General features: G+C 63.9%; 25 protein-coding genes. 8 read left to right on the top strand and 17 right to left on the bottom strand.

Going from position 1 to position 23,617, the window contains the following annotated elements; all coding sequences use genetic code 11:
* Positions 1-33: 33 nt before the first annotated feature.
* The 6 genes from KU306_RS09300 to KU306_RS09325 form a co-directional block, all read right to left on the bottom strand.
* Entirely contained in the window at positions 34-474 is a 441-nt protein-coding gene (locus tag KU306_RS09300) for a pyridoxamine 5'-phosphate oxidase family protein (RefSeq protein ID WP_074791858.1), read from the bottom strand.
* A gap of 117 nt (positions 475-591) precedes the next feature.
* Positions 592-1,071: a universal stress protein gene (locus KU306_RS09305; protein WP_007538949.1), complete on the bottom strand. Its 480-nt coding sequence runs from the start codon at positions 1,069-1,071 to the stop codon at positions 592-594.
* Between the two features lie 29 nt (positions 1,072-1,100).
* Entirely contained in the window at positions 1,101-1,430 is a 330-nt protein-coding gene (locus tag KU306_RS09310) for a hypothetical protein (RefSeq protein ID WP_007538950.1), read from the bottom strand.
* Between the two features lie 50 nt (positions 1,431-1,480).
* The gene (locus KU306_RS09315) at positions 1,481-3,958 is read right to left on the bottom strand and encodes a heavy metal translocating P-type ATPase (RefSeq protein ID WP_258301781.1); all 2,478 of its coding nucleotides are present in this window, start codon (positions 3,956-3,958) and stop codon (positions 1,481-1,483) included.
* A 2-nt stretch (positions 3,959-3,960) separates the two neighbouring features.
* Positions 3,961-4,755, bottom strand: a complete 795-nt coding sequence (locus KU306_RS09320) for a sulfite exporter TauE/SafE family protein (RefSeq protein ID WP_258303391.1) — start codon at positions 4,753-4,755, stop codon at positions 3,961-3,963.
* Positions 4,756-4,812: 57 nt separating this feature from the next.
* Complete coding sequence (locus tag KU306_RS09325) at positions 4,813-5,025, bottom strand: DUF8131 family protein (protein ID WP_258301782.1); 213 nt, start codon at positions 5,023-5,025, stop codon at positions 4,813-4,815.
* A 99-nt stretch (positions 5,026-5,124) separates the two neighbouring features.
* Between KU306_RS09325 and KU306_RS09330 the strand changes: the two genes are divergently transcribed.
* The 6 genes from KU306_RS09330 to KU306_RS09355 all read left to right on the top strand — a co-directional run bounded on the left by KU306_RS09330 (position 5,125) and on the right by KU306_RS09355 (position 8,921).
* Positions 5,125-5,415 carry a hypothetical protein gene (locus KU306_RS09330; RefSeq protein ID WP_049918529.1) on the top strand — a complete coding sequence of 97 codons (291 nt, stop codon included), beginning with the start codon at positions 5,125-5,127 and terminating at the stop codon, positions 5,413-5,415.
* A gap of 1 nt (position 5,416) precedes the next feature.
* Positions 5,417-5,950: a cytochrome c oxidase subunit II gene (locus tag KU306_RS09335; protein WP_007538966.1), complete on the top strand. Its 534-nt coding sequence runs from the start codon at positions 5,417-5,419 to the stop codon at positions 5,948-5,950.
* Complete coding sequence (locus KU306_RS09340; RefSeq protein ID WP_258301783.1) at positions 5,950-7,722, top strand: b(o/a)3-type cytochrome-c oxidase subunit 1; 1,773 nt, start codon at positions 5,950-5,952, stop codon at positions 7,720-7,722. Before KU306_RS09335 ends, KU306_RS09340 begins: the two co-directional genes overlap by 1 nt.
* Positions 7,719-7,916: a hypothetical protein gene (locus tag KU306_RS09345; protein WP_007538970.1), complete on the top strand. Its 198-nt coding sequence runs from the start codon at positions 7,719-7,721 to the stop codon at positions 7,914-7,916. Before KU306_RS09340 ends, KU306_RS09345 begins: the two co-directional genes overlap by 4 nt.
* 243 nt (positions 7,917-8,159) lie before the next feature.
* The gene (locus KU306_RS09350; RefSeq protein ID WP_258301784.1) at positions 8,160-8,384 is read left to right on the top strand and encodes a hypothetical protein; all 225 of its coding nucleotides are present in this window, start codon (positions 8,160-8,162) and stop codon (positions 8,382-8,384) included.
* A 105-nt stretch (positions 8,385-8,489) separates the two neighbouring features.
* A complete protein-coding gene (locus KU306_RS09355) occupies positions 8,490-8,921 on the top strand; it encodes a universal stress protein (protein WP_258301785.1) in 432 nt (143 codons plus the stop codon).
* 24 nt (positions 8,922-8,945) lie between these two features.
* Here the strand turns inward: KU306_RS09355 and KU306_RS09360 are convergent, their stop codons facing one another.
* Positions 8,946-9,980: a S1C family serine protease gene (locus KU306_RS09360; RefSeq protein ID WP_258301786.1), complete on the bottom strand. Its 1,035-nt coding sequence runs from the start codon at positions 9,978-9,980 to the stop codon at positions 8,946-8,948.
* Positions 9,981-10,169: 189 nt separating this feature from the next.
* Between KU306_RS09360 and KU306_RS09365 the strand changes: the two genes are divergently transcribed.
* Positions 10,170-10,829, top strand: a complete 660-nt coding sequence (locus KU306_RS09365) for a bifunctional 4-hydroxy-2-oxoglutarate aldolase/2-dehydro-3-deoxy-phosphogluconate aldolase (RefSeq protein ID WP_007538977.1) — start codon at positions 10,170-10,172, stop codon at positions 10,827-10,829.
* Positions 10,830-10,868: 39 nt separating this feature from the next.
* Here KU306_RS09365 and KU306_RS09370 read toward each other — a convergent pair whose 3' ends face one another.
* From KU306_RS09370 to KU306_RS09410, 9 genes are all read right to left on the bottom strand, one after another.
* The gene (locus tag KU306_RS09370) at positions 10,869-11,564 is read right to left on the bottom strand and encodes a carbonic anhydrase (RefSeq protein WP_007538978.1); all 696 of its coding nucleotides are present in this window, start codon (positions 11,562-11,564) and stop codon (positions 10,869-10,871) included.
* Between the two features lie 96 nt (positions 11,565-11,660).
* Positions 11,661-14,153 (bottom strand): DUF2309 domain-containing protein, encoded by a 2,493-nt coding sequence (locus tag KU306_RS09375; RefSeq protein ID WP_258301787.1) that lies wholly within the window; start codon positions 14,151-14,153, stop codon positions 11,661-11,663.
* Positions 14,143-15,630 (bottom strand): proton-conducting transporter transmembrane domain-containing protein, encoded by a 1,488-nt coding sequence (locus KU306_RS09380; RefSeq protein ID WP_258301788.1) that lies wholly within the window; start codon positions 15,628-15,630, stop codon positions 14,143-14,145. Before KU306_RS09380 ends, KU306_RS09375 begins: the two co-directional genes overlap by 11 nt.
* 400 nt (positions 15,631-16,030) lie before the next feature.
* Positions 16,031-16,513, bottom strand: a complete 483-nt coding sequence (locus KU306_RS09385) for an Lrp/AsnC family transcriptional regulator (RefSeq protein WP_007538981.1) — start codon at positions 16,511-16,513, stop codon at positions 16,031-16,033.
* A gap of 45 nt (positions 16,514-16,558) precedes the next feature.
* Complete coding sequence (locus tag KU306_RS09390; RefSeq protein ID WP_258301789.1) at positions 16,559-18,331, bottom strand: PH domain-containing protein; 1,773 nt, start codon at positions 18,329-18,331, stop codon at positions 16,559-16,561.
* Positions 18,328-18,792: a PH domain-containing protein gene (locus KU306_RS09395; protein WP_007538985.1), complete on the bottom strand. Its 465-nt coding sequence runs from the start codon at positions 18,790-18,792 to the stop codon at positions 18,328-18,330. Before KU306_RS09395 ends, KU306_RS09390 begins: the two co-directional genes overlap by 4 nt.
* Before the next feature lie 74 nt (positions 18,793-18,866).
* Positions 18,867-19,631 carry a DUF7260 family protein gene (locus tag KU306_RS09400; protein ID WP_258301790.1) on the bottom strand — a complete coding sequence of 255 codons (765 nt, stop codon included), beginning with the start codon at positions 19,629-19,631 and terminating at the stop codon, positions 18,867-18,869.
* A gap of 130 nt (positions 19,632-19,761) precedes the next feature.
* Positions 19,762-19,890: a hypothetical protein gene (locus KU306_RS09405; RefSeq protein ID WP_007538990.1), complete on the bottom strand. Its 129-nt coding sequence runs from the start codon at positions 19,888-19,890 to the stop codon at positions 19,762-19,764.
* Positions 19,891-20,037: 147 nt separating this feature from the next.
* On the bottom strand, positions 20,038-20,484 hold the full coding sequence (locus KU306_RS09410; RefSeq protein ID WP_007538992.1) for a hypothetical protein: 447 nt from the start codon (positions 20,482-20,484) through the stop codon (positions 20,038-20,040).
* A 143-nt stretch (positions 20,485-20,627) separates the two neighbouring features.
* On the opposite strand from KU306_RS09410, the gene KU306_RS09415 reads away from it, so the two are divergent.
* Complete coding sequence (locus tag KU306_RS09415; RefSeq protein WP_258301791.1) at positions 20,628-22,769, top strand: S9 family peptidase; 2,142 nt, start codon at positions 20,628-20,630, stop codon at positions 22,767-22,769.
* Between the two features lie 93 nt (positions 22,770-22,862).
* Here KU306_RS09415 and KU306_RS09420 read toward each other — a convergent pair whose 3' ends face one another.
* On the bottom strand, positions 22,863-23,549 hold the full coding sequence (locus KU306_RS09420) for a YqjF family protein (protein WP_258301792.1): 687 nt from the start codon (positions 23,547-23,549) through the stop codon (positions 22,863-22,865).
* Between the last annotated feature and the right edge of the window lie 68 nt (positions 23,550-23,617).

The raw sequence follows: 23,617 nt of genomic DNA on the forward strand, positions 1-23,617 counted from the left end.
TGTCCACCGGCGATTCTCACAGACTTGTGGTAGTTACCGCGCCGTCTCCCGACCCGTCAACTCGTCGAAGTCGAGTTCGACCAGATGAACCTGAAGGTCGTCGATTTCTTCGTCGAAGATACGGACGCCACCGAACAGTTCGTTGATGGTGGCGTCGTCGGGAACCTCGTCGTCTGGAAGCGTTCGAACCGACCCGCGGGCCATGATGCTCCAAGAGTCCTTCCCGGCGTCTTCGTAACAGACGAACGTCGCTTCGGTCGTCGCCTCGACGAAGTCGAACTTCTCGCTGTCGCCGTCGTCGGTCAGGCGAAAGAGGAGTCGTCCACCCTCCGCGTCGTACGCGACGTGAACCGGGACGCCGTAGGCTCTCCCGTCGTCGGCGAGTGAGAGAATTCCCGACGAGGCGTTCGCCAGTCGCTCGGCGACCTCGTCGTCGTCCAACCCGACCGTGTAGACGTACCTGATATCGTCCATACCGGTCGGTTCGCGCCGCCGACACATGAATGGGCTGCCGAGTTGGTGAGGCGAATCGGCTGCCGAGTGAGTGAGAGACTGAATGGGCTGCCGAGGAGAATATGGGGTGGGTCGCCGTCAGTCGGTGAAGTAGAAGTCAGATTTGGGCAGCCGCTCTCGAACGTTCGGCGGTGCGTGTCGGACGATGTGCACGTCGTAGGTCTTGCCGCTCGCGACGTTGCCGCCGACGCTGGCGAGTGGCGTGACGACGCGGCCCGCGTTTTCGCTCCCGACGAAGACGACATCCGCGTCTTCGTTGTGAGCCACTCGCTTGAGTTTCCCGACGATTTCGCCAGGGGCCGGGAATCGGCCCGCAGCGAGTGACCGAAACGATGCTCTCGGTGCGATTTTCACCGCGGTGCGGTGGAGTTCGCTGACGATATCGTCTCGGTCGAAGTCGTCTTTCGACGGTATCCACCCCTGCTCGACGGCGTACTCTGCATCCTCGGGAACGACGGCGACCGCGAGAACGTCGTCGCCGGTCTGCTTCGCGTAGGTCGCGGCTCGATGGAGCGCTGCATTCGACAGCTGTGACCCGTTGTAGGCGACGATGTACATACCGGCTAGTTCGGCAGGAACCTGATAAGTCAGTCGTTGGCGAACGATTCGAGTTCAGATTCCAGTGACCCACCGAGACGGTCGAGCGCGTCCTGTGCGGCCGCCGCGACAGCCTCGGGGTCTCGAAACGAATCGCCGAGCCCGGTCTCGCGGCGGTGCCACTCGCCGCCCGCCCGGGCGAAGATATCGACCCACCAGTAGAGTGTGAGTCCGCGTGAGAACTCCGTGATAGTGACACGGAAGCGACTGTCTGGCGACTCGTAGACGACTTGCGACCGGGGGTCGTCGACGCTCGCGTCCACGTCGAGTTCGACTGTCCACCCCTCCGGCAGCGAGAGCGAGAAGGGGTCGTCTGTCATCGTTCGTGAACGAACGACACGCAGTGACTTGACTAATGCGCTCGCGGCAGTTAGTCGAGCGACCGAGACGAGTTGGCGACGACGAGCAGACTCGACGTGCCCATGGCGATGGCGGCGAAAAGCGGGTTGAGGACGCCGAGCACCGCGAGCGGAATGGCGACCGCGTTGTAGCCGAACGCCCACGTCAAATTCCCGCGAATACGGCGGTTCACCCCGGCCGACAGCGAGAATACGTCGGGAACCGCGTCGATGTCGCGGCCGACCAGCACCGCGTCTGCGGCGTCTCCAGCGATGTCCGTCCCGGTGCCGAGTGCGATACCGATGTCGGCGGCCGCGAGCGCCGGGGCGTCGTTACTCCCGTCGCCGACCATCGCCACCGTCCCGCGACTCCGGAGGCGGTCGACCGTCTCGGCTTTCGCCTCCGGGGGCACGCCCGCGAACACGTCGGTCACGTCCGGGTGGTCACGGAAGCGGCGCGCGGCGCGCTCGGAATCGCCAGTCAGGACGACCACGTCGCGTCGGCCGTCGTCGGCGACGGCGGCGACCACGTCGTCCCACTCGTCTCGCGGTTCGTCGCCGACCACGAGGACGGCCTGTGCGCTGTCTCCCCGGCCGACGACGACGGGGACCGCACCCTCCTCGCGGGCGGCATCGATTGCCGCGGCGAGGTCGTCGCCGATGGCCATTCCCTCGTCTCGAAGGAGTGCCGGGTGGCCCACGACGACTCGTTCGCTCTCGGCGACTCCCGTGTCGCTCTCGGCACCTTCGACGGTTCCCGTGTCGTCTTCGGACCCTTCGACGACGCCCGAGACTCCCCTGTCGTGGACAGTCACGGCGTCTGCGGGGAGGTCGGGTATGTCGAGTTCGCGCTCCTCGGCCGCCTCGACGACGGCCGTCGCGAGCGGGTGCGCAGAGAAGCGTTCCAGCGCGGCGGCCGCTTCGAGGGCAGAATCGGTGTCGCAATCCCCGCCGGACTCGACCCGCAGCACCGCCATGTCGCCGTCAGTCAGCGTCCCCGTCTTGTCGAAGACGACCACGTCGACGTCCGGGACGGCCTCGAAGACGGCTTCCGAGGCGACGACGATGCCGCGGCTCGCAGCGGTCTTGATACCCGAGGCGACCGCCAGTGGGGTTGCGAGTCCCAGCGCACACGGACACGAGACGATGAGCACCGTGAGGCCGACGAGGAGTGCCGCGGTCGCCGACTGGCCGCCGTAGAGCGTCACGCCGAAGGCGACCACCGCGAGGACGAGCACCGTCGGGACGAAGATGGTCGCCAGTTTGTCTGCGAGGCGCTGGACGCCCGAGCGAGCGCTCTGGATGTCCCAGAGCAGTTCGACCAGTCGGTCGAGCGTGCTGGTGGCGTCCTCGCCGACTTCGACGACCAGCGGGCGGTCGGTGACGACGGTCCCGCCGAGGACTTCGTCGCCGGGGCGTTTGGTTCGCGGCATCGACTCGCCCGTGACGAGTGCTTCGTCGACGGCGGCGGTCCCCTCGGCGATGGTCCCATCGACTGGGACGCGCTCGCCGGGGCGGACCTCAACTGAGTCACCGGGTTCGAGGGCGTCCACGGGGACTGTCTCGACACCCTCCGCAGTGCGACGGCGAGCTTCTGAGACGCGAGACGCCGCGAGGTCCGAGAGCATACCGGCCGCCTTGCGCTTGATACGGTCTTCGTAGTAGTTGCCGAGCGTCACGACGAGGATGATGGCGACGGTCACGTCGAAGTAGACGTGGCTCTCACCGAGGACGACAGCGGCGGTCGAGTAGACGTACGCGCTGGTCGCCGCGAGTGAGACGAGCAAGTCCATGTTCGGTTGGCCCGCGCGGAGGCTGACGACGGCCCCGCGAAGGATGGGAAAGCCCGTATAGAACAGGACGATAGAGGTCATGAGCCAGATGTTGCCGAGGATGTACATCCCATCGAAGAAGCCGAGTTCGACGACCGGCGAGATGCCGACGTACGTCGGGTAGAGAAACAGGACGTACCACATCATCACCATCATCCCGAAGACGCCGCCGCCGATAACGAAGCGCGCGACCTGATTGTCGCTTCGCTCGGCGGCCGCTCGTTCTTCGGGGTCGCGGGTGCCGTACCCGTAGCGTGCGAGTGTCGACGAGAGGTCGTCGAGGTCGGTCTGCTCCGGGTCGTACGAGACCCGAACCATGTCGCTGGCGTAGCTCGCGTCGGCGGCGTAGACACCCTCGCAGTTCCGGGCCGTCCCGGAGACGAACGCCTCGCAGGTCGCACAGTGCATCCCGTCGACGGCCATGTAGGTTCGTTCGGCTCCGTCGGGGACGGTCTCTTCTTCCCCGGCGAGTTCGCGTTCGACCGTCTCGGGGTCTGCCGTGGCAGCATCCCCGAGCGTACGCGTGATTTCGAGACACCCGCGGCAACAGAACGCCCCGTCTACGTCGTCGCCCGTAATCGGCGGTGACGGTGTCGGGAGGCCACAGAGGTCGCAGCCGTCGGTATCGGCGTCACCTGACTGGCCAGCAGACCGACGGGGCTGCGTTTTGGTCGCCATCGTCACCCCAACGGTTGGTAGAAGGGAACGTGAAGGTGTGGGACCGCGACGCCGAGAAGCATCAGCCCGTGGGAAAGCGGGATGTACCCGAGAACGAGGAACGACGCACCCAGTGCGCGGTGGAGCGTCTTGCGCCGCCGCGCAGACACCTGTCCGAGGAGCGTCCCGTAGAGGAACAGCGTCGGTATCGTCCCGAGGCCGAGCAGTCCGAGCAGGGCGGCCGACCGGGCCGGCGCACCCGTCGCGAACGCATAGAGATACGCCGGATAGATGATTGGACACGGGAGCAAGCCGTGTATCGCACCGAGTCCGAGGATTCGCGGTCCGCCGACGAGACGGTCGACGCGGGCTGTCGCCCACCCACTGATGCGACCGAAGAGACGGGTGACGGGAGTCGGCGTGAACCGGTCCATCGCGCTCGACCGCCCGGCGAGATAGCCGACGCCGGTGAGGATGATGGCGCTCCCGACGAGCAGGCCCATCGTTCCGCGAACACCGGTTCCGAAGAGCGAAAGCGCGTCGACCGCGCCGAAAATCAGGCTTCCGGCGAGGGCGAAGGCGGCACCGAGTGCCGCGTAGCTCAGCGCCCGACCGACGTTGAACAGGGCGTGCTGTCGAACCTGAAAGAGCGTGAGTGAGTCAGTCTGCTCGCGCTCGCTCAGTCTGTCGGCGTAGACGCTCACGAGCGGCCCGCACATCCCCAGACAGTGCGCACCGCCGAGCAGTCCGACGAAGAGGAACGCAACCGCTTCCGGCGACTCTGCGACCCACGTGGGGGCGGTGATGCCACCGTCCATCATGCTCCTGCCCTCCCGGAGCACAGGCGGCTCCCGACCACCATTCTCTCGGCCATCTCAGGCTGCGTGTTCGTGGTCCGAGTCGTGGTCACTCTCGTGTCCGTGTCCTCCCTCTGTCGGACTCATAAGCAGGTAGATGACAGTAGAGATGATGAGGACGTTGATGGCCGTGACGACCCCTGCGAGGGGGTTTTTCGTCACGCCGAAGACGATTGCTGGCAGGAGCGCGACCAGTGCGACCGTTCCGGCACGGCGCGGAGTGAGTTCCATATCAGTGAGTTACTGTGGGTACTGTTTCGGATTTCGCCGATTCTAACACCGTGAGAATAGGGTCTTATCTTGAAGTCTTGGTCATACCCAACACCGGGTATGGCCGTTGATTCGACAACAGAGGGGAGCACCGCGTCCCCTACCTCTGACGACTCCGAGTTGGTCGGAGATGGAGGGGTAAACGTGGTGGACCAGAGCGGCTCTGAGCCGCCTACTGATTCTATCGTCGGGACGGCCGACGACAGCATCGTCCGCGAAATTGGGCACGACGAATTCGACCCAGTTGGGACGCTCATACTCGTCCTCATCTACATGGCCATCCTCCTGGGGATGTGGGTGTTCATGTACTTCGTCGAGTTCCTGGGTCGCGGCGTGACGGTGGTGGGCTGAGATGGAGATTCACGCCTACGAGAAACTCTGGTTGGCGCTGGCACTCGTGCTCATCGTCGGCTTCATCGGCACCATCACCTACGGTGCCGCCGGCGCGGGTATCGAGATGATAGACGACAAGGGTGGCACCGTCGACCCGGCGACGCTCGACGACCACCCGAAGTTCGGTGACCCCGGTATCGAGAAGACCGGTGAGAACAGCTACGACGTGTATCTCGTCGCTCGCCAGTTCGTCTTCGAGCCCGGAACGTCCGAACCGCTCCGCGTTCCCGCGGGAAGCACCGTCACGTTCCACGTGACCGCTGCTGACGTCATCCACGGATTCGACGTCGTCGGGACGAACGCCAACACGATGGCGATTCCCGGGCAGGTCGCCGAGTTCACCGTTCGGTTCGAAGAACCGGGGGAGTACGGGATTGTGTGTAACGAATACTGTGGGTCGGGCCACCACGTGATGGAAGGGTCCATAGTCGTGATGGAACAGAGTGAATTCGACAGTTGGTACGCAGAACAAAATCAGGAGGGTGAGAACTGATGGCGACCGCAGCTGGTAACGAACCGCTGTTCGTCGAGCGGTTCCCCGACGAGGCAGCCGTCGCGAAAGCGAACCTGCTCGTCGCGTTCGTCGCCCTCGGTATCGGGGCGTTCTTCGGTCTCGTACAGGCGCTCCACCGGACCGACATTCTCCGAATCATCGACTCGGCAGACTACTACACGCTGTTGACCGGCCACGGCGTGCTCTTGGCCATCGTGTTTACTATCTTCGGCCTCGCGGCGTTCTTCCACTGGGCGACCGCGCGGAGTCTCGACCAACCCGCGGTGAGCAGTCTCTTCTCGTGGGCGTGGTTCGGACTGATGACGACTGGGACGATTCTCGCCTCAGTCGCCATCCTCGGTGGACTGGTCCCGAATCTCGGGATCAGTGCAGACGTGCTGTTTACCTTCTACGCGCCACTACAGGCACACCCGATATTCTACATCGGACTGGCGATGTTCATCGTCGGAACGTGGCTTTCGGGTGCCGACTGGTTCCTCTCGTACCGCGCGTGGCGTGAAGACAACCCCGACGAGCGAATCCCACTACAGGCCTTCATGGTGCTGACCACGATGATTATGTGGTACATCGCCACCGTCGGCGTGGCCGTGTCGGTGGTGTTCTTCCTCATCCCGTGGTCGCTTGGCCTCATCGAGAGCGTCAACCCGCTTTTGACCAGAACTCTGTTTTGGTTCTTCGGTCACCCTATCGTGTACTTCTGGCTCATGCCGGCGTACATGATGTGGTACACTGTCCTGCCGAAGCTCGCTGGCGGTCGCCTGTTCAGTGACCCGCTCGCACGCGTGGTGTTCCTGTTGTTCCTCCTGCTTTCGACCCCGGTCGGCATCCACCACCAGTATCTCGACCCGGGTATCGCAGAGGGCTTCAAGTTCATCGCCATGACGAACACGATGTTCCTCCTGCTCCCGTCGCTTCTGACGGCGTTCACCGCAGTTGCGAGCATCGAACACGGTGCGCGACAGCGTGGCGGTGAGGGCTATCTCCGCTGGCTCGGTGCGCTTCCGTGGCGTGACCCCGCGTTCGCCGGAATGGCGTTCGCCGGCCTCATCTTCGCCGCCGGTGGCTTCTCGGGCATGATCAACGCCGGGATGAACATCAACTACCTCATCCACAACTCGCTTTGGGTCCCCGGCCACTTCCACATGACCGTCGGAACGGCGGTCGCGCTGACCTTCATGGCCGCGGCGTACTGGCTCGTCCCACAGCTCACGGGCACGAAGCTCTACAGCCGCCCGATTGGACTCTTGCAGGTCGTCCTGTGGTTCGTCGGCATGGTCTTCATGTCGAACGCGATGCACCGCGCCGGTCTCGCCGGTATTCCGCGCCGGACTGCCGAACCGCAGTACCAGAACTTCGACTTCGTGACGCCCATCGGCAGCATCTTCGAACTTCGCGTCCAGATTGCCTTCGGCGGGCTGCTGTTGTTCCTGTCGGTGGTGTTGTTCCTCTTCAACATGCTCCTGACCGCGTTCGGTGAGAAGTCCGAGCGCCCGGTCGACGAGTTCCTCCCGGCACCCCTCTCTGGACCGGAGGGAAGCCCGCGCGTCCTCGACAACCTCGGACTGTGGACCGGTATCGCCGTCGTCCTCGTCATCCTCGCCTACACGCTCCCCATCGCGGGAATCATCCAAAACGGCGGAGGACTGTTCGGCGGTGGGTTACCCGTCCCAGTTACGGTGTTCCCCGACGTAGAGTTAGTGAAGACAGTTCTCGCAGGTGCGCTTGCCGCGCTCGCGGGGGTGTTACTATGAGATTCACCAAAGCACAAGCGCTCATACTGATCGCGTTCAGCATTCCGGTCGCAATCGAACTCCGCACGGTCGCAGGATTCTTCAACTACGACCTCCCCCTCATCGGGGTCGTCGTAATCGAGTTCCTGTTCCTCGCCCTGCTGTTCGTCCTGTACGGGCTGTACGGCGAGAAGTCAACTCCCGCAGCTCAATAACTGGCCTCGGAGTTCGACCTCCGTTCTGTCCCGTCCGGAGCCGACTCACCCTGACCCGTCTCACCTCGCGGAGTCGGGGCTGGCGTCGAAGACGACCATTTTTCTGACATCAGTCGCCGACAGCGACTGCTGTCCACTGTCTTCTTCGGTCAGTCACTGCATGAGAACTATCCGAAGGTCGATATTTTCCCGCACTCTGGGAACCAGTCTGCGTATATATGGGTTGTTCTGGACTACGTATAGATGACCATGAAGCTCGACTTGATGAAGGTCGGAATCGGCGTTGCGGTCGTCATCGGACTCGTCCTGACGGGCGTCGCCGGATACGCACTGTTCGCAACGGTCGGCGGTATCTCGGGGCTGACTATCGCGCCAGAACTGTTCGTGAGCATCGTCTTCGGCGTGCTGCTGCTCGCGGCCGCCGCCAGCGTCTCGAAGATTGCACCGACGCCGCGGACCCGCGTCTAACGCCGCCGAAAGCACGTCCGTACCCTCCATTCTCCGCGACCCGACTCACCGACTGGTGCCGACTCGGTCGTCACAGCAATGACACTGCCAGACCAATCCTCAGCTATGTACGAAACAGTCCTCGTTCCGACCGACGGGAGTGCTCGGTCGCGCGCCGCCGCCCGTCGCGCTATCGACCTCGCGGCGACCTACGGATCCACGATTCAGGCCCTTTCGGTCATCGACGCCAGCGACCTCGGCCTGTGGACGTCTGCCGACGTTCCAGTCGACCGAGTACAGGCCAGCCTCAGAGACGCTGCCGAGATGGCGGTCGAAGAAATCGACATCCTCGCAGCAGAGTCCGACGTTCCCTGCGAGACGACAATCCGAATCGGCGTCCCGCACCGAGAGATTCTGGACGCTGTAGTGGAAGCCGGTCCCGACATCGTCGTGATGGCGACCAACGGCCGAACGGGGTTAGAACACGCCCTCCTCGGCAGTACGACAGAGCGAGTCGTCCGACTCGCCGACGTGCCCGTGTTGACCGTCCGGGAGTAACGCCGGGCCTGCTGAATCGACCGACTACTCGATTGGAATTCGACTCCCACCGTCGCCGTCACGGTCGCGGCCGCCAGCGACGGGTCGCTCGTCGAGTTCGACCACGAGCGTCGCCGGGTCGCCGTCGCGGTAGACATCCACAGCGACGGGCTCTCCGGGCCGCGTCTCGGTGATGAGATAGCGCATCAACTCCTCGTGCGTCCGAACTGGGTTGCCTTCGATTGCGACGATAACGTCGCCGCCGACGGGAATCTCGGCACCGCGGTGGGCAACTGCCTCGTGGCAACCGTTCAGGAACGCCTCACCGCCGTCCGGCCCGACCGCGTTCACGACGAGGACACCCCGAGGCGCGTCGAGACCGTTCGCTTCGGCCACTGTCGGCGTCACGTCGAGGGTGCGAGCGCGGAGGTAGGAGTGTCGATACCGACCCTCGGCGACGAGGTCCGGGACGATGCGCGAGGCGATTGCCGGGGAGATGGCGAACCCGATGTTGTCACCCTGTTTCGCGCGGTTGACGCCGACGACTTCGTACGCCGGGTCGCTCTCTCCATCGGCGATACGACCCACGAGCGGCCCGCCGGAGTTTCCGGGGTTGATTGGCGCGTCTGTCTGGACGACGTCGGGGATTGCGAAGCCGTTCGAAGTCGGAAGCGAGCGATTCGACCCGGAGACGATGCCGGCCGAGATGGAACCATCGAGTCCGAGAGGGTTGCCAAGCGCGGCGACCTGCCGACCGGGTGCGGGGTTCTGCGTAGCGAGTGGAAGCGAGCCAACGTCGGCGGGGAGGTCGTCGACGGCGACGACTGCGAGGTCGGTGTAGGCGTCCGTGCCGACCACGTCGCCGACGCGCCACGACCCGTCTGCGAACCGGAGTTCGACGCGGCCCGTGTCGCTGCCGTCGGCCAGTCGAGCGACGTGCTCGTTGGTCACGAGATGCTGGTCGTCGTAGACGAAGGCGCTTCCCGCACCGCCGGGGCGTCGCCGGCCGCCGACGTAGACGGAGACGACCGACGGAATCACGTCGCGGTACAGCCATTCGAAGTCGATAGGTGTGGACATGGTGAGGCGTCGATAGAGCGACATCTCGCCGTCTCGACCGGCGCTTACCTCGGGTTAGTGTCCGACGGATTTGAGACTGTCGCGTGGTGGCAATGTACAAGGACGTTGCGCAGACAGGACGCTGCACCCGGCCACAATTCGGCCGCCACCGTCCTTTTTAATACCATCTGTAGTAAATATCGGGTCGAAATGGTCGCACTCGACGTACACGAGGACATGCAACGAATCGCCGACAGCGGCGTCGTCGCCGTGATGCGAGGCGCGGACGCGGACACCATCATCCAGGTCGCAGACGCCCTATACGAAGGCGGCGTCACCGCCTACGAAATCACCGCCGACAACCCCGACGCGATGGACCTCATCAGCGAGGTGTCGGCGTCGTTCTCGGACGACGAAGCAATCGTCGGCGCGGGGACGGTCCTCGACGCACCGACCGCCAACGCGGCGATTCAGGCCGGTGCGGAGTTCGTCGTCGGCCCGAACTTCGACGAGGGCGTCGTCGAGACGTGCAACCGCTACGGGACCATCGTCGCGCCGGGAATCATGACACCGACCGAAGCCGTCACCGCCTACGAAGCGGGCGCGGACCTCGTGAAGGTCTTCCCGGCGTCGTCGCTCGGTCCCGGCCACCTCAAGAGCATGAAGGGTCCGCTTCCGCAGATTCCGATGATGCCGACCGGCGGCGTCGGCCTCGACAACGCTGCGGACTACATCGAAGCCGGTGCGGTCGTCGTCGGCGCGGGCGGCGCGCTCATGGACGACGAAGCTATCGAAAACGGCGACTTCGAATCGATTACCGAGACGGCCCGCGAATTCTCGCAGATTATCGACGACGCACGAGCCGAGTAACCGAGTCGGGGCTTCGGGCTACCGAGTCGAGTCGTCGGATTACCGAATCGATTTCACGCGGTCGGCGAACTCGTCTGGGACCCACTCGACGATGGTTTCGGGGTCCGAATCACCGTTCGCGGCGACGAGGTACGCCGCCCCGTCGTCGTCGCCGTAGGCGCGCTGGAAGTCGTAGACGAAGCCCCAGCAGTCGGTCGATTCGGGAATCTCGTCACTCTCGGTGAGGAACTCTACTTGTCTGACGACGGCGTACTCGACCAGACGGTTGACGGCGTCATCGGTCGGCGTCTCTTCGTCGAAGATTCCCAATTCTCGCGCCTCTTCGACGAGCGGAACGAGACGCGAAACAGCGGCTTCGACGGCCACCGGAAGGTCGTTCGCGTCGTCACCGACGACGTACTCGTAGGCTGCTGTGATTCCACCGCACCCCGTGTGTCCGAGGACGACGATATCTGAGACGCCGAGCGAGGTGACTGCGTAGCCGACGACGTCGTTGACGACGAGTCGGCCGTCGACTTCGGTCCACACCTGATTGGCGACGTTGACCGATTTGAAGAGTTCCCCCGCCTTGTCGGTGTTCCAGAGTGCTTCGACTGGAACCCGAGAGTCAGAGCACCCGACGGTGACGACGTGTGGCGTTTGCCTGTCTCGAAGCCCCTCGAAGTAATCTGCGTCGAGGTGCTCGACGTGGTATTTGTTTCCAGCCACGAGCGATTCCAGAACCGAATTCGACATTACGTCATACTAACGCTCTTCTGACGTAAATACCTTAGACGGGTGAACAGTCACCGCAGGCCATCGCTGCCGAACAGACGCCCGGCAGCCACCCAATCAGTCGTCTGCGGCGGGTGGCGCGGCGCGTTCGGCAGTCAGTTCGGGCTCTTCGGCCGCGTCGCGTCCGTGTTTGTCTGCCGTTTCAGCAGCGACCCACGTCAGATTCTCGTCGTACTCGAACGCGGTATCGTTCTGCGTCGGGTCCACCACAGTCAGCGAGAGCCAGCCGTTGTCCAGGAGTTCGGTGACGGCGGCATTCGCTTCGAGGACAGACGTCACACGGTCGACCGGGGCGTGAATCACCGTCGAGAGACGGAGTGGTTGGTGGAATGGGTCGTCGTCGGCCGCCTTGACTGACTGGAGCGGCAGCCCCGTCATCAGGTCGCCACCGTTCCCTTGGTAGACGCCGACGTTACCGACCGGGTTGTGGGTAATCTTCGACCCGCTCCCGTAGACTGCGTTGTCCACGGTCGAGAAGTAGTACTGCATGTTTATCCACTGAGTGACGACCATGGGACCGGACACGATGGCCGCGAGGGCCTCACCAGAGTCGTCGTCTCGCCAGTCGTAGGAGTGGAGGAACGACCGACCGTCGAGGTCGAGACCCTCCGTCAGCGACCGAGGACCGATGACGAAGCCCGCGTTGCCGGCGAGTCCCCATTCGGGGCGCGTCTCGGCCCAGTCCGCGGCGCGGCGTTCGGCCTCCCGAGTTCCCGGAGCAGACGCGTCCATCGACTCTGTCCGTTCCGCGGCGGCACCCTCCCGGGCCGTTTCGAGGTCCGAACGGAGCTGTTCGAGGTCTTCCTCGTGACTTTCGGGAACAGGCCCGGTAAAGAGCGTCACCTCGTCCGTCGTCGTGTTGTGCTCGCCCGCGACGAAGACGGTGTCCGACGGGATGTCGAACCCGCGGTCGCGGAGTTCGGCCTTGACCTCGTCGTCGTTGCAGATGGCCGCGAGGACACGAGCACTCGGGCCGCCAGCGTTGCCGGCACAGGCACCGCAGTCGAGGCTGGACTCGAACGGGTTGTTCGCAGTCTGGCTGGCGTGGCCGACGAACGCGACGATGCGCGCGAACTCGTCCCAACCCATCAGTTCGAACGCGGTCTCGGCGTACTCGACTCTCTCTGCCGTAGACAGCCCTTGTGGCAGGTCGCTGTCGGCGGTCGAGTCCCCATCGAGTGCCGGTTCGCAGAAGTCTGCGTCGGAGGGAACCCGCTCTGACGCGCCGGTGAGGAAGTCGTACACGCGCGACGGGAAGAGCGTCCGCGCCGTGAGGGCGGCCCCGTAACCGACGCCGGTGCTTTCGACGAAACTGAACACGGTCGCCGCGTTCGAGGTGAGTGATTTGAGGACGTTTCCGGCGGCACTGGTCGTGTTCGTCCACGTGTCGTAGCGGTCGTGTTCGTGGTCGCACCCCTCGGCCGGGCGGTCGGCGACGTAGTGTTGGGCGTCGAGAATCGGCGGGCAGGCGTCTATCGCGACGTTGGAGTCGTAGGCCTCGTAGCGCATCGGAATCCCGAAGAAGCCCGCGTAGCCGTAAGTCTCGTAGGCACCGGCGTCCTCGATATGCCGGCGGATGACCTCCGAGCGCGTGTCGATACAGAAGACGAGTTGTGCGTCCGGGCGACCACCGTCTTCGAGGGCGATGGCTGGCTGGCTCCCTTCGGCCGCGGCTGGCGATTGCTTTTGGTCGGCAATCGCCTCGACCAGTTCGGTGCGGTAGGTGGCCTCCCACGCGTCCAGCCAGATTTCGGGAAGCGGGACTTCCTCGTCGTGTTGGAGGTTACGTTCAGACTGCGTCGATTCTACCCCACCATCCGTCGGGCCGAGCGGCGCATCGAAGAGGTCCGTGAGAACCATCCTGACGGCCAGATACTCCGTGAGCGTGATGGGGTAGGTAGCCTGCCAGTCGCCACCGTTTTCAGCCCGCTGTTTGATGAACCCGGTCCACCCCGGCAGCCGTCCGAGATGGAACTCGAAGAGGTCCACCAGCTGGTCCCGCGGATACGCGGAGACGACCTGGTCGATTGCCTCCGTCGGGTCGTCGGGGTAGGTGGCGACGGCGCTCGGGTCAGGAAGCGACCCATCGTGGCGCGCCACGGACTGAAACGCGGTGTAGAACCCGCGTTCACGGTTCGGCATCGGCCACGAAGCGTGCCCCTCGTCGAGGAATGCGGCGAGCCACTTCGTCAAGGCCGTATCGACGACGTCGTGTTGACTCGACTCGGCGTCCTCGGTGGCCGACTCCGCTTGGGTCTCCATGCGCGCCAAGAGAGTCGAGAGGTCCTTCTCGTAGCCGTGGTCGCGCAGTTCGCGCCGAAGCGTCTCCCGGTCGATTTGCCCCGTTTCGAGCGCGGCGCGAAACACGTCCGCACTCGGGTAGCCGCGGCCGCCGAACAGGTGTTCGGCCTGTTCGACGGCCTCGTGGAACGGGCGGTCTTCGAACCCGCTGAGTGGATTGGCCGTCACGAAGGAGTGAAGCGGCCAGACCGACCCGACGCTGGTTGCTGCCTGTTCGATGGTGTCACGAATCGTCTCGTTAGTACTCATTGTACTCCTCTCTGGTTGTTACGGTCGTTCCGGGCGCAGGCCGCGTCGCATTCACGAGTGCCATGTACAATCGGGTGCTGCGCCGGTAGACGCCGCTCTCGATGGTGGCGTACGCCAAGACGAACGCCGCGGCGACGACGACGTGAACGAGCGTCAGTTCGGTGGGGGCCGTGACGAACGGCACCCCGACTAAGGCGTGTTCGATGGTCTTGTAGACAAACGCGTACATCCCGATTGCCGGCAGGAACACGAGTGGAATCGCTCCGAACCGAAGGAACGTCGGAAGCGCCGCGTGGCGTATCGTCTCACGAGTGGCGTGCATCGTGGTCAGCACGACGAGTCCCGCGAGCAGCAATCCGCTATCGAAGGCGGTTCCCTCTCCGGTCGTGACGGCGAACAGGGCACCCCCCGCGAGTGCCGTCAGGGCAGTCACCACGAATCCGGTGACTCCCACCGATTGTTTCGCGGCGAACTTCCCATCGGGGCTTCCCTGTTCGACGGTGCCTCCCGCGGAGAGGAACTGGTACGCTTTGTAGAATCCGTGGAGGATGAGGTGGGTGATGGCGGCACCGAAAAATCCGAGTCCCGCCTGCATGAACATGAACCCCATCTGTCCGACGGTCGAACAGCCGAGTTTCCCCTTGACGTCCGTCTGGACCGTCTTGAGGAGCTTTCCGAGGAGGGCACTCGTCGCGCCCACGACCACGATTGCCAGCATGAAGCCGCGGTCGACAGTGACGACCGGTGCGAACCGGAGTAACAGGATACCGCCCGCGTTGACGAATCCCGCGTGCATCAGTGCCGACGCGGGCGTCGGTGCTGTCATCGACGACAGCAACCACGTGTGGAACGGGAGTAGCGCGGACTGAATCATCGCCGCCAGCAGGAGCATCGCAACCGCAAACAGAACGGTCCCGGTAGGTGCAATCTCCGCCGAGGCGACGGCGGAGACAGTCGACGCGCCGGTTTCCCACCACAGCGTCGCGAAGGCGACTGCCAGCAGTGCACTGCTTCCCGCAAAGTACCGACGTGCGTGGGCGGCCGCCGTACGCGCGTGGCGCCAAGAGTCGACGTGGCCGATGAGGTTGGCCATCACGAGGCCCATCGTCAGCCACAGCACCGCGAACACGGCAAGCGAGTCCGTCGCGACCAGTACCATCACGACGAGCGTGAACGCGAAGACGTTGCCGAAGAATTTGTTGAGCGCGCTATCTCCGGCCATGTAGCGCCGCGAGTAGCTGTGGACGATTCCGCTGAAGAACGTCACGACGACCCACATCACGACTGTCAGCCCATCGACGGAGAACAGTCCCAGAAGCGACCAGTTCTCGGAACCGGACAGTCGGAGGGAGGCTACCACGAGACTCGCCACCCACAGAAGCCACACGACTCGCGTGAGAACCTGCGGGAGTTGCGGCGTCGCCGTCGTCGTCTTCGGTAGCGATCCGACCCGAGTGAATCTCGTCTCGTCTGTCATCGTTTTGGGCTATGGCAGTCCGTGAGTCCCTCTCGACGGGAGTGGGCCAATCACTGACTGTCCTCTTCTCGCCTATAGAACGAACACATTCACTATTAAAATCTTCTATCTGAACAATTCGTTCTCTAGATTACCCATGAAAGAACATTATGGTCTGTGGTGACAAGTACCAAACCAGTGCGAGAACCCAGACGAGAAACGCTGTTCACCGGCTACACTCCGTCTCACCCTCGTTCGTCGTCTAACGTCATCCGTGCCGGATTTCGCGACTAGTTCTGAGTTCACAAACAGTTCGAGACCTGACGCGATTTCAAGCAAATCGTTCGTCGGACACGGACAAAGGTGAAAACGCAGTCGTGTGCTGTGGCGCTGTGCGGTTACTCCGCGCGACCAGCCACAGTCACTCGGTCGTCGAGGACTCGTCGCCCTTGAACCCGCCGAAGGGCGTCGTCTTGTGGCTCCGAACGAGTACCTCGTCAGCGACGGTCAACCCAAGGTCAAGCAGTTCCTGTGCGACCGGTGTGACGTCGTCGTCGTTTTCGCCGATGACGGTGACGAGGAGGTTCTTCTCGCCCGTGACGAGTTCCTGCACCGAGACGACGCCGTCGATAGCGAGGATGTCGTCGATGATGGCCCCGCGTTCGGGTATCGGAGCGGTACAGAACAACAGCATCCGAAGCGGGTAGCCGGAGGCCTGATAGTCGATTTCGGCGCGGTATCCCTTGATGACAGACCGGTCTTCGAGGCGCTGGATTCGCTTTCGGACCGTGCTGCCCGAGGTCCCCGCCCGCTCGGCGATGTCGCCGGACGACATGTTTCGAGCGTCCTCCTGCAGCGCGTGGAGGATTGCGCTGTCCACGTCGTCGATGTCGTTTTTGGCCATGTCAGTACGTACGCAGGACCGGAGAAAGGCATTTTGCTCCGCTGGTCAACGGTCGTCCGAATCGGTGCCCGAGCGGTCTTCGACAGCAGCCTCGTTTTCTTCGTCGGGAGTCTCCACGGCGTCGCCCCAGACGAAGGAATCGTCTGTATCCGGCGACTCAGTGGAGGAATCGTCTGTGTCCGGCGACTCGGTGGGGGAATCGTCTGAGCCCGGCGACTCGGTGGGCGTCTCTGCCACTCCGTCGTCGGTCGACGCCTCCGTCGCCTCGTCGTCGTCCGGTTCAGATACGTCCGGCGCGTCGACGGTGACGCCCAGGGCGGCCTGTCGTGCACGGCGGCGCTCTTCGCGGCGTTCCGCGAGGGCATCTCTGAGCCTGTCGTTCAACGTCTCACGCAGGCCAACCGCGTCGTCAGCACCGATATCGACGGCCGCGGCGTCGCCACCGACGAGCGAGAGGCTGCCTGCGGTGTCTGCGGTCACGGTGGCGACGCGCCAGCGACGCTGGAAGATGGTTCGGGTGTCGATAATCGTCTGAATCCGATAGTACGGGACGAAACGCGTCTCGCGCTTCCAGAAGCCGTTTCGGGTGACCACGTGGTCGTCGGTCAGTCCGTAGCCGCGATGTCGCCACTGATAGACTCCAGCGACGATAGCGACCGGAACGAGCGCGAGTGGGACGTACCACGGAATCGCTCTGTCGAGGAGCGTGTTCGCACCGAACAGGGCGAGCGCGATTGCTCCGAGGGCGAGCGAGTAACGGACGGCGTACCGGCGGCGGATTCGTTTCGGTGGGCGCTCGTAGGTCGGTTCGGCCACGCCTTCGAGGTCGTCTACGAGCGAGCGGACGCGCTCGCGCCGGGCGAGGGGAATCGCCGCTTCCGACCCGCGACCGACGCTCGACCCGTTTCGGCTGTCGCCGCTGGGGGCGTATCCCGCGGTTTCGATGAGGAGCGTCGCGAATCCGAAGTGCCGCTTGAGCGGGTTGTCCTCGATGGTGAGTGTCTGGAGTTTGTCGAGCGGAATCGACCCGTTGTATCGCTGGAGGAGGCCGCGTTCGTACTGGAGTTCGTCACCGACGCGAGTCAGTCGGAAGTCGTAGTAGTTGACCACGGCGCGGACGAATCCGGCACCCCACGAGACGAGCGCCACGAGGAGGACCAGCCCCCCGAGTCCGAGTGCCGTGGCGACGACCCCGCTGGTCGGGAGGGGAACGTCGATATACGACGACGCGACGGGAAACGCGGACGTGACGAAGACGAAGACGAGGCCGGGCAGTCGCAGGTCGAACGAGAGAGCACCGACGATACCCAGTTCTCGCGGAGCCAACTCGAACAGGACTTCGCGGTCGGGTTCGGTCGCCTCCCCCGCCGTCTCACCGCGCTTCAGTCGGGCGACTTCCGTCTGGATTCGGAGCGCCTCGTCGTACGAGACGAATCGGAGACTGCCTTCGGTTTCGCCGCCGCCGGCGGTTTCGAGGTTCACCGCCGCGATGCCGAAGAGACGTTGGGCGACGTTCCGCGAGATATCGACGTTCTGGATGCGACGATAGGGAATCTCGCGGTTTCGACGGCCGAAGACGCCGGAGCGAATGTCGAAGGTGTCGGGGGTGAGTTCGTACTCGAATCGTTGGTAGTAGGCAAGTTCGTAGCCCGCGATGGCGAGCACGAGCGAGCCGAGGAGGATGATGCCGCCGAACGCACCCAGGAAGCCGCCGAAGGCCGCCCCGCCGGAGAAGACGAAGAAGGCGACGGCGAACACGATGCTGACGCTTCGCTGGGCCGCGCGGTACGGAACAGAGAGTGGCGACAGATGGCTCATACCGCGTCGTCGCCCTCGGCGCGGATGGCGAGTCGCTTCAGTCGTTCCTGCAGGTCTTCAGCGCCGTCTGGCGTGAGACCGGGAATCGACACGTCGGCACCGCGGGACCCGGCAGTGTAGACGATGGTCGAGGCCAACCCGGCGAGCCGTTCGATTGGGCCGCGGGCGGAGTCGACGTGCTGGATGCGGACGAACGGGACGACAGTGTTGACTTTGGTGAAGACGCCGCGTTGGAGATACAGCGAGTCGTCGCGGAGTTCGTACCGCCACGCTCGGTACCGAAGCAAGGCAAAGCCGACGCCAGTGACGAGGAAGAACCCGCCGGTGACGACGGGTGCGTAGATGGGAATCGAAAACGGGGCGAACAGGACTGCAGCACTCGTGAGACCGCCGACGACGAGCGCAAACACGACTGCGCGGGCGACCCAGAGAAGACGAATACGAGGATGGAGACGGTTCACAGAGACACCTCCACGAGCGAGAGCATACACTCAGGCGTAGTCGTGTGACGCTAAATATCTGTGGCCGAATCGGCCTACGGTGTCGCGGCGAGGCGTCTCTCGACCCGTCGAAGCGCCTCGGATAGCGTCTCGCCGACCGCCGCCAACGTCGAGAGGATCGGGTACCGAACGGACAGGTCTTGATAGAGGTACTCGGCGACGTCCGGCACCAGTGACGACAAGTCCCGTCTGTGGTCGGTAATCGTCTGCTGACGAGTGGCCGCAAGCTCGTCGACTCGGGTCTGGACTCGACAGACGTTCTCGCGGACCGCCAGCAGTTCGTTGAAGCCGCGCTCAGACACCGGTTTGTCGTCGAGGAACGAAAGGCGGTCACAGAGCGTCGAAATCTCGTCGGCCATCGATTCGACCGATTCGAACTCCCCGTCGACGATGTCGACGAACTGCATTCGTTCGGCGACTGCTTCTGTCGCAGCAGAGGTAACGGTCTGTCGGAGCGCGGGCGAGAAGACGGTCGCCGACTGGAACGCGGCAGCGACGTCCGGTCCGAACTCTGCTGTGAGACTGTCCGCAAACGAGTCGCCGTACTCGTCGTCGTAATGCGGTACCGACATCACAGTTCGTTCGTACGCCCGTCGGACGCGCGTGAGCGACCCGTCGGTCGCCTGCTGGTGTCCGATGAGTGGGGGCGTCGGGGCCGACGAGGCTGTCGGAGCCGTGGCTTTCAGCTTTCCGACCTCACGTTTGAACGCGCGGAACGCCTCTCGCTCGTCGACACAGCGCCGACGTTCGCGTCTGAGCGCCCGCTTTGCGGCCTCCAGACTGTCGAGGTTTACCGCCATCGAACGCCTCTCACGACTACCGACTCGCCGACTCGACTCGGTAGTGGTCGTTTGTCGCCGTCGAGGCGAGTCGGCACGCGTGAGACCGGACGACCGAGACCCGGACCCGGCGTGTGCGGGTGGGCGGTTCTCATCGGTCGATTGTCCGCGTGTAGGTCCCGAGTTCGGTCGCACGGTGCACGCGGATACGTCCCGATTCCCGACACAGCTCGATTTGCAGTGACGTTTCGAGGACGTCGGTCACATCGTCCGCAGACATACACGATACCCATTCGAGGCAGGGTAGTAAACATATCGTATAAAATATATATTTTAGAACGTAGCTATTGATAGACTACGTAGTACTACAGAGCCTGGTGTAGAGCGCGACCGAGAAGCGTCTGAAAACGAAGGTCGTGGGGTCCGATTAGGAGACGAGGAGACCGGCGATGACGAGCAAGGCGACAGCGACGAACGCGGCACCGAGATAGAACGGCGCAGCGTCTTCTGCCGGGGTTCTGACTTTCTTCTCGGCGAGCCCGCTTTTTGCCTTGCTGCCGCCGATTTCGACGAGTCCAGTCACGACGAGCCAGAGGCCGAGCATCCCCAGGACGAGGTGCCCGCGAGACGACCCGAGCAACGTTTCGACGGTGTAGCGCGTCCCGGCGAGGTGGCCGCCGGTGACGAACATCAGGAGGGCACCGACGCGGGACCCCATCGTCAGTCGGGAGATAACAGACTCGAATGCTGCGGCGCGGATGTTTCCGGCCCGAGCGGTCGGGAGCACGCCGACGGCGAAAAAGAGGACGCTCCCCATCCAGAGGCCGCCGACGAGCATGTGGACTGTGGCCATCACAGTGTCGATAAGTGCCATGTCCGACGGGTTAGTTCACCGAGTCTTGAAGGTTTCACCTTCGATTCGGTTCCGTGTCGTCTCAGAACCGGCAGACGGTGTGGGCGTCGTGGACTTCGCCGACGCAAACATATTTCACGGTCGTCCGTGAGATAGGTCAATATATGTCAGGCGAACTTCCTGTCGAGTCTTTCTACGACCTCTCCCGCCCGACGGATGTTGCGGTGTCCCCGGACGGTCAGACAGTCGCCTTCACGGTGGCCGAGTCCGACCCAGACGAGGACGAGCGCGTCGCGTCGCTCTACGTCGTTCCGACAGACGGGTCTCGCGAGCCGCATCGACTCACCCGTCTTCCGGGTGCGTCGTCGCCGACGTGGTCACCGGACGGAAGCCGACTCGCCTTCGTCGCCGCGCGCGACGAGGACGTGTCGCGTCGCGTCGGTCGCCAAGACGACGATTCGGCTGACGAAGACGAGGGCGAAGCCGACGCGAGTGCGGAGTCAGACGGCGACGACGGGGGGAATGGCGACGACGATTCCGACGAATCGACAGCCGGGCCAAACGGCGACGAACCGAAACCGCAGGTGTGGTGTTTCGACCTCGAACTCGGCGGCGATGCGACCCAGCTCACGTCGCTCGACGAAGGCGTCTCGGAGTTCGACTGGTCGCCCGACGGCGACCGACTCGTCGTCTCTTCGCGCGACCCCACCGAGGAGGAACAGGAGTATCTCGAACAGCGCAAGGACGGCGGGCCAATCGAGACCGAACGCCTCCAACACAAGGTAAACGGTGTCGGCTGGACCGACGAGGTGACGACCTACCTGTTCGTGGTCGACCTCGACACCGGCGAGACGGAGCGATTGGACGAGGCGACCGCAGCAGGGCCAATGTCTGACGCCTCGGGGCTTCAGCCCGCGTGGGGACCGAACGACCGCATCGCGTACGTCACGTCTGACGCCGACGAACCCGACGATACGTTCGTCACGGACCTGTTCCTCATCGACCCCGACGGCTCGAACGTGGAGAAAGTGACCGCTGGCGACCGATTCCTCGGCGGCCCGAAGTGGAGTCCGGACGGAACGCAAGTCGCCTTCGTGAGCGGCGAAGCCGAAAACTGGTACGCCCCCAGTGAAATCCACGTCGCCCACCTCGACACCGACGAACTGCAGTCGCTCTCCGAATCACTCGACCGGACGGTTGCGATGGGCGCAGGTCCTCAGTGGGCGTCGGACGAAGAACTCTACACGCTCGTCGCGGACGAGGGGAAGTCCAGACTCGTCCGTCTCACGCCCGACGCCGACGCACCAAAGCGAGTGTTCGAAGCACAGGGAGACTATCGTGCGATTCAGGCACTCGACGTCGGCGGCGACCACGCGGGGTTCGTGGTCTCGGACCCGAACGAGGGTTGGGACATCTACGGCCTCTCGCTCGATGATATCGACGCCACCGACGAGGCGGAGGCCGAGTCGTTCAAACGTCTCTCTGCGCTCAACACCGAAATCACAGACGAATACGAGATGCCGCAGACGAAGCGCGTGACTTTCGAGAGCGACGGCTGGGAAGTCGAAGGCATCGTCTACGCGCCCGCCGACTTCGACTTCGACGACCCGGACCCGCTGCCGACTGTCGTCGCCATCCACGGCGGGCCGATGTCCTACGACGAACCCGAGTTCAGATTCGAACACCCGGCGTTCACCTCGCGTGGCTACCTCGTCTTCCGGCCGAACTACCGCGGCGGCACCTCGTACGGCCGGGAGTTCGCCGAGGAACTCCGCGGCCAGTGGGGGACGGTCGAAGTCGCCGACATCGTCGCGGGCGTCGAGGACCTCGCCGACCGTGGCTGGACCGACCCGGACCGCGTCTTCGGCCATGGGTTCTCCTACGGCGGCATCGCACAGGGGTATCTCGTGACCCAAACCGACTTGTTGACCGCCGCCGTGCCGGAACACGGTATCTACGACCTTGGCTCGGATTACGGAACCGGGGACAGTCGACTCTGGACCGAACACGAGTTCGGTACCCCGTGGGAGAATCCCGACACAATCGACGCCGCGTCGGCAATCACGGACGCCGGCAACATCGACACGCCGCTTCTCGTCATGGCTGGCGGGCAGGACTGGCGGTGTCCACCCACGCAGTCCGAACAGCTCTACACCGCCGCGAAGTCACAGGGCATCGACGCGAAGCTCGTGGTCTATCCCGACGAACACCACGCCGTCAGCAACCCCGAGCGTGCGACTCACCGTCTCGAACAGATTCTCGACTGGTACGAGCGTCACGACCCGGCCGTCGAAGTCGAGGAGTGAGTGTCGGCTGTCGGAGGCGACGAGTGAGTGTCGCCTGTTGCAGCCGTCGTGAACACCGCCTGTCGGAGGCGACGAGCGCCGCACTCGACGTAACTACCGGAGAATCTTCGGCGGTTCGGCCGTCACCCTGAGGTCGCCCGCGTAGTGGACCAGCGGGTCGCCGCCGGGGTGGTCGAACCCGCAGGCTTCGAACATCGTGTTCTCGCGTATCTCGACGTCTGCGTCCTGAATCGGCCACGGGTCGTGGTGGATGTCGCCGATAACGACCGGCCAGTCGTCGGTGTAGAACCGGTAGTTCTCGACCAGAAATGCGTCGAGCGACCCCGGTTCGACCTGTTCGACGTCTCCCGTCGGTCGATAGGTCGCGTCGAACCGTGCACCCGGCGATTTCCCGGAGGCGGGTCGGTGACTCCGGAACTCGACCTCGCCGTCGCGTTCTTGGACCGAAATCGAGGCATAGCTGTAGGGTAGGCGGTATCCGAGTCGGGCCATCGTCACACCCAGTCGGTCGGCCGCTTCGAGTGTGAAGAAATAGACGCCGCGTTTGCCCCCGTCTGCGGGCTCGACGTAGGTTCGGAGGTTCACCTCGGGAAACGCGAGACCCAGTGGTGACCCGCGGGGACGAATCTCCTCCATGTCGAACGAGACGACACCGAGCCACGCCCGCCCGTCGGCCGTCGCGACCGAAAGCTTGTCTGGGAGATGCGGTTCGACGACTGCTGGGTCGACCGACCAGTGCAGAAACAGCGTGTGTCGCCACCGCATCGAGAGCAGGTCCATACGAGATAGTTGGGCCGACAGGGGGTGTCGGTTTCGGCCGGGAGATAGTTCGTCTCGGTGTGAGACCA

This window comes from Haloferax larsenii (assembly GCF_024730625.1).
Lineage (GTDB): Archaea > Halobacteriota > Halobacteria > Halobacteriales > Haloferacaceae > Haloferax > Haloferax larsenii.

Bases quoted from the DNA above. Each gene is read 5' to 3' on its own strand.
- KU306_RS09370 (WP_007538978.1), bottom strand. From the start codon at position 11,564: ATGTCGAATTCGGTTCTGGAATCGCTCGTGGCTGGAAACAAATACCAC.
- KU306_RS09385 (WP_007538981.1), bottom strand. From the start codon at position 16,513: ATGGCCAAAAACGACATCGACGACGTGGACAGCGCAATCCTCCACGCG.
- KU306_RS09360 (WP_258301786.1), bottom strand. From the start codon at position 9,980: ATGTCCACACCTATCGACTTCGAATGGCTGTACCGCGACGTGATTCCG.
- KU306_RS09340 (WP_258301783.1), top strand. From the start codon at position 5,950: ATGGCGACCGCAGCTGGTAACGAACCGCTGTTCGTCGAGCGGTTCCCC.
- KU306_RS09375 (WP_258301787.1), bottom strand. From the start codon at position 14,153: ATGAGTACTAACGAGACGATTCGTGACACCATCGAACAGGCAGCAACC.
- KU306_RS09315 (WP_258301781.1), bottom strand. From the start codon at position 3,958: ATGGCGACCAAAACGCAGCCCCGTCGGTCTGCTGGCCAGTCAGGTGAC.
- KU306_RS09310 (WP_007538950.1), bottom strand. From the start codon at position 1,430: ATGACAGACGACCCCTTCTCGCTCTCGCTGCCGGAGGGGTGGACAGTC.
- KU306_RS09330 (WP_049918529.1), top strand. From the start codon at position 5,125: ATGGCCGTTGATTCGACAACAGAGGGGAGCACCGCGTCCCCTACCTCT.
- KU306_RS09335 (WP_007538966.1), top strand. From the start codon at position 5,417: ATGGAGATTCACGCCTACGAGAAACTCTGGTTGGCGCTGGCACTCGTG.
- KU306_RS09420 (WP_258301792.1), bottom strand. From the start codon at position 23,549: ATGGACCTGCTCTCGATGCGGTGGCGACACACGCTGTTTCTGCACTGG.
- KU306_RS09325 (WP_258301782.1), bottom strand. From the start codon at position 5,025: ATGGAACTCACTCCGCGCCGTGCCGGAACGGTCGCACTGGTCGCGCTC.
- KU306_RS09355 (WP_258301785.1), top strand. From the start codon at position 8,490: ATGTACGAAACAGTCCTCGTTCCGACCGACGGGAGTGCTCGGTCGCGC.
- KU306_RS09300 (WP_074791858.1), bottom strand. From the start codon at position 474: ATGGACGATATCAGGTACGTCTACACGGTCGGGTTGGACGACGACGAG.
- KU306_RS09345 (WP_007538970.1), top strand. From the start codon at position 7,719: ATGAGATTCACCAAAGCACAAGCGCTCATACTGATCGCGTTCAGCATT.
- KU306_RS09320 (WP_258303391.1), bottom strand. From the start codon at position 4,755: ATGGACGGTGGCATCACCGCCCCCACGTGGGTCGCAGAGTCGCCGGAA.
- KU306_RS09380 (WP_258301788.1), bottom strand. From the start codon at position 15,630: ATGACAGACGAGACGAGATTCACTCGGGTCGGATCGCTACCGAAGACG.
- KU306_RS09305 (WP_007538949.1), bottom strand. From the start codon at position 1,071: ATGTACATCGTCGCCTACAACGGGTCACAGCTGTCGAATGCAGCGCTC.
- KU306_RS09350 (WP_258301784.1), top strand. From the start codon at position 8,160: ATGACCATGAAGCTCGACTTGATGAAGGTCGGAATCGGCGTTGCGGTC.
- KU306_RS09400 (WP_258301790.1), bottom strand. From the start codon at position 19,631: ATGGCGGTAAACCTCGACAGTCTGGAGGCCGCAAAGCGGGCGCTCAGA.
- KU306_RS09390 (WP_258301789.1), bottom strand. From the start codon at position 18,331: ATGAGCCATCTGTCGCCACTCTCTGTTCCGTACCGCGCGGCCCAGCGA.
- KU306_RS09405 (WP_007538990.1), bottom strand. From the start codon at position 19,890: ATGTCTGCGGACGATGTGACCGACGTCCTCGAAACGTCACTGCAAATC.
- KU306_RS09415 (WP_258301791.1), top strand. From the start codon at position 20,628: ATGTCAGGCGAACTTCCTGTCGAGTCTTTCTACGACCTCTCCCGCCCG.
- KU306_RS09410 (WP_007538992.1), bottom strand. From the start codon at position 20,484: ATGGCACTTATCGACACTGTGATGGCCACAGTCCACATGCTCGTCGGC.
- KU306_RS09365 (WP_007538977.1), top strand. From the start codon at position 10,170: ATGGTCGCACTCGACGTACACGAGGACATGCAACGAATCGCCGACAGC.